Here is a 5,950-nt window from a genome sequence, read left to right as displayed (position 1 = left end):
GGCGGGGTATCCGGCCACCTCGCGGGAGAGTGGCGGCCGCGGGCCGACCAGCGACATGTCGCCCTTCAGCACGTTTACCAGCTGGGGCAGCTCGTCGAGGGAGTAGCGGCGCAGGAAGCGGCCGACCGGCGTGACCCGCGGGTCCTTGCGCATCTTGAAGAGCTCGCCGTCGGTGTCGTTGAGGTTGCGCAGCTCCTGCAGGCGGGCGTCGGCGTTGACGACCATCGTGCGGAACTTGTAGAGCGTAAACGGCTTTCCGTCCTTGCCGACCCGCTCCTGGCGGAAGATGGCCGGGCCACGACCACCGGGCACGAACATCACCAGGCCGGCCACGACGGCCATCGCCGGTGCTGCGAGAGTCAGCAGCACCAGCGCACCGGCGCGGTCGAAGGCGGCCTTGACCAGACGGGCGCTGCCCTTGAGCCGGGGGTGCTCGACGTGCAGCATCGGCAGGCCGTCGACCGGGCGGATGGTGGTGCGGTCGCCGGCGACGTCGACCAGGGTGCTGGCCACGATCAGGTCGATGTCGTCGCGCTCGAGCTGCCAGGCGAGCCGGCGCAGCGCCGGACCGTCGATCTCGGGGCAGGACAACACGACCACAGTGTCCGCATCGGAGATGGCGACCGCGGAGGCGACCTCGTCGAAGGTGCCGTAGACGGGCGGCAGTCCCGGGATGAACGCGTCGGTGGTCAGGCCGGGCGGCAGGCAGGCGCCGATCACGCCGAGGCCGTGGTGGCGCTCACGGCTCAGCCGGCGGGTCATGTCGACGACCGCGCGTTCGTGACCCACCAGGACGACGCGGTGCAGCTTCTCGCCGCGGGCCCAGGTGCGGTGCAGCGTCTGCCGGAGGACGTAGCGCGCGCCGAGGTCGACGACGATCGCCAGGGGCATCGCGATAATGATGTAGCCGCGGGCCAAACGCAGATCGAACGCAAAGGAAAAAATAGCCAGGGCGGCGGTCAGCGCCAATCCTGATCGAAATACCCGTGCGTACTCCTCGGTGCCGACGAACAGGTGACGCGGCTCATTCGCCCGGTTGACCGCCAAACAGACGATCCAGGCAATCGGGAGTAGCAAGGTCAACAGCAGGTAATCGACCATGTACGGTTGCGTGCTCGAAGAGCCGAAACGCAGGAACAACGCCAGGAGGGCCGCGCCCAGGCCAACGGTGAAGTCGATGATGTAGAGCGTCCACGCGTAGCGGTTCTGCCAGCCGGCCCGCGCTGCGCTGGCCCGCATCCTGGCGTTTACCTGCGAAGTCTTCCCCGAGACGTCAACGACCGGTAACGGTCCGATGGTCTGCACGCCTTTGCCTCCGTCGGTTTGTTTCGAGGCCCCACCCATGACCCACCCGCCGGGCATGGCAAGGACACCGGATCTCCCGCGAAATCCGGTCCTCGGTCTTACCTGTGGGACCCATGTGACACTCTGCTAGGGGCCACCCGTCCGCGCTACACCTTTCCGTTCGGCACGATTGCCTATTCGGATGAATGGCCAGAACGAGTCGGTGCAAGTCGGTCACACGGTGCTTCTTGAAAATGCATCGCTACTACACGGAAAGTGCTCCGTCAATCGTTGGAGCGACCCTTCGAGGCCGTAAAAGTGACGCATGCCTCATACTCGGGGAGCAGGCCCGTGGCCTTCGCCTCGGCCAGCGAGGGCGCCTCGGCGTCCTTCGTGGACAGATTCGGCACCTTGGCGGGCCAAGTGATCCCGAGTTCCGGGTCGAGGGGGTCGATCCCGTGCTCGTGGCCGGGCCGGTAGGTGGACGAGCAGAGGTACGCGACGGTGGCGCCGTCGGTCAACGCGCAGAAGCCGTGCCCGAGCCCTTCGGCGAGATAAACGGCGCGCCGGTCCTCGTCGTCGAGCAGAACGGCTTCCCAGGCGCCGAACGTGGGCGATCCGACACGGATGTCCACCACCACGTCGAGTACCGCCCCGGACACGCAGGTGACGTATTTGGCCTGCCCTGGCGGCACATCGGCGAAATGCACGCCGCGGACGACGTCGCGGGCCGATGTGGAGAGGTTGGCCTGGGCCAGATCCAGCGGGTGGCCGACGGCGGCCTCGAGCGCGTCGAAGCGGTACCACTCGAGGAAGGTGCCCCGGGAGTCGCTGAACTGCGCCGGGGTCACTTCGTACGCGCCCTCGATGGTCAGCGGGCGCACCTTCATCGGGGACCCCCGAACGGGCCGGCGTTCAGCAGCTGCACCAGGTAGTCGCCGTAGCCGCTCTTGAGCAACGGCTCGGCGAGCTCGCGCAGCCGTTCGTCGGAGATGAGGCCCAGCCGCCAGGCCGCCTCCTCGACACAGCCGATCTTCAGGCCCTGCCGCTCCTCGATGACCCGGACGTACTCGGACGCCTGCACCATCGACTGGAACGTCCCGGTGTCCAGCCACACGGTGCCGCGGTCCAGCACGGTGACGTCCAGACGACCCTGGCGCAGGTACTCCTCGTTGACCGCGGTGATCTCCAGCTCGCCGCGCTCGCTGGGCTCGAGCTTCTCGGCGATCCGCACCACGTCGGCGTCGTAGAAGTACAGGCCCGGCACCACGTAGGTGGACTTGGGCCGCTCGGGCTTCTCCTCGATCGAGAGCACCTTGCCGTCGTCGTCGAACTCGACCACGCCGTACCGCTCGGGATCCGCGACCGGGTAGGCGAAGACCCGTCCCCCGTCCGGCTGGGCGAAGCGGGACAGCTGCCGGCCGAGGCCGACGCCGTGGAAGATGTTGTCGCCCAGGATCAGCGCCACCGGCTCGTCGCCGATGAAGTCCGCGCCGATGCGGAACGCTTGGGCGATGCCGTCCGGTTTCGGCTGTTCCGCGTACGAGAGCGACACGCCGAAGCGGCTTCCGTCGCCCAGCAGCCGCTGGAAATGCGGCTGATCCTCCGGTGTCGTGATCACCAGGACCTCACTGATCCCAGCGGACACAAGCGTCGTCAACGGGTAATAGACCATCGGCTTGTCGAAAATCGGCATAAGCTGCTTGGACATGGCCATGGTGATCGGCCAGAGACGTGAGCCGGTCCCACCGGCCAGCAAGATTCCGCGCACCTCGAAAACCTAGGCAGAGCAGGCCATGCCGCTACACTCGCCAGCCGTGCAGATTTTTGTGACCGGCGGTGCCGGCTTCATCGGTTCGGCCTATGTCCGTGCCCTCCTACAGGATAATTTTGCGGGCGCGGTGGGCGCTTCCGTGACGGTTCTCGACCTGTTGTCCTATTCGGGCAATCGTGCGAACCTCCCGGAGTCGGATTCCCGCTTGCGTTTCGTCCAGGGGGACATAACGGATTCGGCCCTCCTGCGGGAGTTGCTGCCCGGACACGACGCGGTGGTGCATTTCGCCGCGGAGTCTCATGTGGATCGATCGATTCAGAGCGCGGTGCCGTTCGTCACCACCAACGTGGTCGGCACCCAGGTGCTGCTCGACGAGGCGCGCGCCGCGGGGATCGGCCGGTTCGTGCACGTCTCCACCGACGAGGTGTACGGCTCGATCGCCGAGGGCTCGTGGACCGAAACGTGGCCGCTCGCGCCGAACTCGCCGTACGCCGCCTCGAAGGCCTCGTCCGACCTGATGGCGCTCGCCGCCCACCGCACCCACGGCATGGACGTCGTGGTCACGCGCTGTTCCAACAACTACGGCGACCACCAGTTCCCCGAGAAGGTGATCCCGCTCTTCGTCACCAACTTGCTGGACGGCAAGCAGGTGCCGCTCTACGGCGACGGCGGCAACGTCCGCGACTGGCTGCACGTGTCCGACCATTGCCGCGGCATCCAGCTGGTGCTGGAGAAGGGCCGGGCCGGCGAGGTCTACAACATCGGCGGCGGCACCGAGCTGAGCAACCGTGAGCTGACCGGGCGGCTGCTCGACGCGTGCGGCGCGAGCTGGGACATGGTGCGGCAGGTAAAGGACCGCAAGGGCCACGACCGGCGCTACTCGCTGGACATCTCCAAAATCCGGGACGAGCTCGGGTACGAGCCACAGGTGACCCTCGACGACGGGCTGGCCGCGACCGTCCGGTGGTACCGGGACAACCGGTCGTGGTGGGAGCCGCTCAAGCGCAGAGCGGAACTGGGTGGCCGCTGATGCGGTGGCTCGTCACCGGGGCGGGGGGAATGCTCGGCCAGGATCTTTGCGCCGTGCTCGCCACTTCGGGCGCTTCTTTCGAGGCCGCGACCCGCGCGGAACTGGACATCACTTCGCCGTCAGCCGTGCGGGACGCGGTCGCCGGCGTGGACGTCGTGTTGAACGCGGCCGCCTGGACCGACGTCGACGGCGCGGAGACGGCTGAGGACGCGGCCCTGCGGATCAACGACGCTTCCGCGCTGGCCGAGGTCGCCGGCAAGCGGCTAGTCCACTTCTCCACCGACTACGTCTTCGACGGGTCCGTCTCGAGTCCCTACCCGGAGGACACCCCGCAGGCGCCGATCAACGCCTACGGCCGCACCAAGGCGGCCGGGGAGCGGGCGGTGCTGGCCGCGGGCGGATACGTCGTGCGGACGGCGTGGCTCTACGGCGCGCACGGCCCCAACTTCGTCAAGACGATGCTGCGGCTCGCGGGGGAGCGGGACACCCTGGACGTGGTCGACGACCAGGTCGGCCCGCCCACCTGGTCGTACGCGCTGGCCGAGCAGGCCGTGGCGCTGGCGAGGTCGGGCGCCGCGCCGGGCGCCTATCACGGCACCGCGGCGGGCTCGACGACCTGGTTCGGGCTCGCACGGGCGGTTTTCGAGCTGTCCGGCCTCGACCCCGAGCGGGTGCGGCCCACGACGAGCGACAAGTTCGTGCGCCCGGCCCGGCGGCCGGCCTACAGCGTCCTGGGTCACGACCGCTGGGCCGGCACCGGGGTCGATCCGCTGCCTTCGTGGCGCCCGATGCTGCGGGCCTTTTTACAGCAATGACTGCTGGTGGAAGACGCCGCGCCACCCGTCGCCCTCGCGGGCGTACACCGTCGTGGCCAGCGCTTCGAAGGTGAAGTCCTCGGCGTTGGTCACCGCGACCCGGTAGGTGACCAGCGCGCTGTCCGCCGAGATCCGCAGGACCTTGCGGTCGCTGATCTCGGTCTTGGTGTACGGGTTGTGGTTGCGACTGATCCCCGGCACCACCGCGGCTTTGTCCAGCATGCCCCACTTGCTGACGAGCATGGCGTCGTCGCGCAGGATCCGTTCGTAGAAGCCGCCGTCGCCCTCCCGGTTGGCCCGCCACAGTTCGTCCTCGAGCTCCAGAAGCTCCGTCTCGGTGCTCATCCGTCTCGCCTCGTCTCTCGTAACTGGTATTAGCGGTTACCTGTATTCCAGTTATAGTGGTTACATGCAGCCGAGGGCAAGGCTTCTCGTCGGGAACGGGCCGAGCTTCACGTTCGACGCCGGGTCGATCAGCATGGAGCTGCTGGTCAGCGGCGGGCCGGAGGCGTACCGGAAGTGGGAGGTCTGGCACACGCCGCAGGACCTGGCCGACTGGCTCGGGGTCGACGAGGTTCGCCTCGAGGCCGACGACGTCGACCGTTTCAAGGACCTGCGCGACACCCTCTGGTCGGTCATCCCGGCCGTCGTCGAGGGCCGCCCGGTCTCGCCCGCCGCCATAGAAACCATCAACGGGTACGCGCGCGACGCGCCCCGCCCGCACCTGGATCCGGCTTCACTGTCGCTGAGCTGGTCCTACACCGCGTCGGCAATCCTCGGCGCCTTCGCCCGCGACGCCTTGGAGCTGATCGGCGATCCCGCGCGGCGGTCCCGGCTGCGCGAGTGCTCCGGCCACAACTGCAAGCTGCTCTTCCTGGACACGTCCCGGCCGGGCAACCGGCGCTGGTGCTCGATGGAGCGGTGCGGCAACCGCAACAAGGTCCGCAGTCACCGGGCACGCCGAAGCGGCGAATGAGGTCGTTGATCCGGGCTCTCTACGTGCCCGGGTTACGTGTCTGCACGGATGCCTTGCCCGGCGCCCACCGC

General features: G+C 68.2%; 7 protein-coding genes. 3 read left to right on the top strand and 4 right to left on the bottom strand.

The window, feature by feature from the left end; translation table 11 throughout:
* The 3 genes from AB0M20_RS22645 to rfbA form a co-directional block, all read right to left on the bottom strand.
* Positions 1–1,239: sugar transferase (locus AB0M20_RS22645; protein ID WP_364301153.1), on the bottom strand; the 1,239-nt coding region annotated here is incomplete at its 3' end.
* Between the two features lie 329 nt (positions 1,240–1,568).
* Positions 1,569–2,174: a dTDP-4-dehydrorhamnose 3,5-epimerase gene (rfbC, locus tag AB0M20_RS22640; RefSeq protein ID WP_364301151.1), complete on the bottom strand. Its 606-nt coding sequence runs from the start codon at positions 2,172–2,174 to the stop codon at positions 1,569–1,571.
* Positions 2,171–3,055, bottom strand: a complete 885-nt coding sequence (gene rfbA / locus AB0M20_RS22635) for a glucose-1-phosphate thymidylyltransferase RfbA (RefSeq protein ID WP_364301149.1) — start codon at positions 3,053–3,055, stop codon at positions 2,171–2,173. The genes rfbC and rfbA overlap by 4 nt, the downstream gene beginning before the upstream one ends.
* A gap of 46 nt (positions 3,056–3,101) precedes the next feature.
* On the opposite strand from rfbA, the gene rfbB reads away from it, so the two are divergent.
* Together rfbB and rfbD are read left to right on the top strand one after the other, a co-directional pair.
* Positions 3,102–4,088, top strand: coding sequence for a dTDP-glucose 4,6-dehydratase (rfbB, locus tag AB0M20_RS22630; RefSeq protein ID WP_364301147.1), 987 nt, complete (start codon positions 3,102–3,104; stop codon positions 4,086–4,088).
* Positions 4,088–4,903: a dTDP-4-dehydrorhamnose reductase gene (rfbD, locus tag AB0M20_RS22625; protein WP_364301145.1), complete on the top strand. Its 816-nt coding sequence runs from the start codon at positions 4,088–4,090 to the stop codon at positions 4,901–4,903. The genes rfbB and rfbD overlap by 1 nt, the downstream gene beginning before the upstream one ends.
* On the opposite strand, the gene AB0M20_RS22620 is transcribed toward rfbD, so the two are convergent.
* Positions 4,892–5,248, bottom strand: a complete 357-nt coding sequence (locus AB0M20_RS22620; RefSeq protein WP_364301143.1) for a nuclear transport factor 2 family protein — start codon at positions 5,246–5,248, stop codon at positions 4,892–4,894. The two genes, rfbD and AB0M20_RS22620, sit on opposite strands and share 12 nt — an antisense overlap.
* 64 nt (positions 5,249–5,312) lie before the next feature.
* On the opposite strand from AB0M20_RS22620, the gene AB0M20_RS22615 reads away from it, so the two are divergent.
* Positions 5,313–5,879: a CGNR zinc finger domain-containing protein gene (locus AB0M20_RS22615; protein WP_364301141.1), complete on the top strand. Its 567-nt coding sequence runs from the start codon at positions 5,313–5,315 to the stop codon at positions 5,877–5,879.
* The last annotated feature ends 71 nt before the right edge of the window (positions 5,880–5,950 follow it).

The sequence above is a fragment of the Actinoplanes sp. NPDC051633 genome, assembly GCF_040681735.1.
GTDB lineage: Bacteria > Actinomycetota > Actinomycetes > Mycobacteriales > Micromonosporaceae > Actinoplanes.
This window is presented reverse-complemented; position numbering and strand designations above follow the sequence as displayed.